Genomic DNA, 368 nt, shown 5'->3' on the forward strand with positions numbered 1-368 from the left:
GTGACGCCGATATCGCCGAGATCGATCCAGACGGCACACTTAATCAGCGCGATACGGACGCATGCTGTTCCCTGCGCAAAACGGAGCCATTGCAAAAGGCATTGGGCGGATTTGACGCGTGGATTACAGGGCGCAAACGCTTTCAAGCGGGGAGCCGTGTCGCTCTGGATTTCTTTGAAAACGAAGATGACACGCGTATCAAAGTTAACCCTCTCGCTTATTGGGCGCCTGAAGATTTGCGGGCCTATATGGAAAACAACCGCCTGCCGCGCCATCCCTTAGTGGCCAAAGGCTACCACTCGATTGGTTGTGCGCCCTGCACAAGCCCCGTCGCCGAAGGCGAAGATCCTAGATAGGGCCGTTGGCGC

General features: G+C 56.5%; 1 protein-coding gene. It reads left to right on the plus strand.

Annotated elements, in window-relative coordinates; genetic code table 11:
• Positions 1–356, plus strand: a 356-nt coding sequence (locus AB9F29_RS21445; RefSeq protein ID WP_369757195.1) for a phosphoadenosine phosphosulfate reductase family protein, incomplete at its 5' end; no start/stop codon positions are given.
• Positions 357–368 lie beyond the last annotated feature (12 nt).

This window comes from Falsihalocynthiibacter sp. S25ZX9 (assembly GCF_041205405.1).
GTDB classification, from domain to species: Bacteria; Pseudomonadota; Alphaproteobacteria; order Rhodobacterales; family Rhodobacteraceae; genus Falsihalocynthiibacter; species Falsihalocynthiibacter arcticus.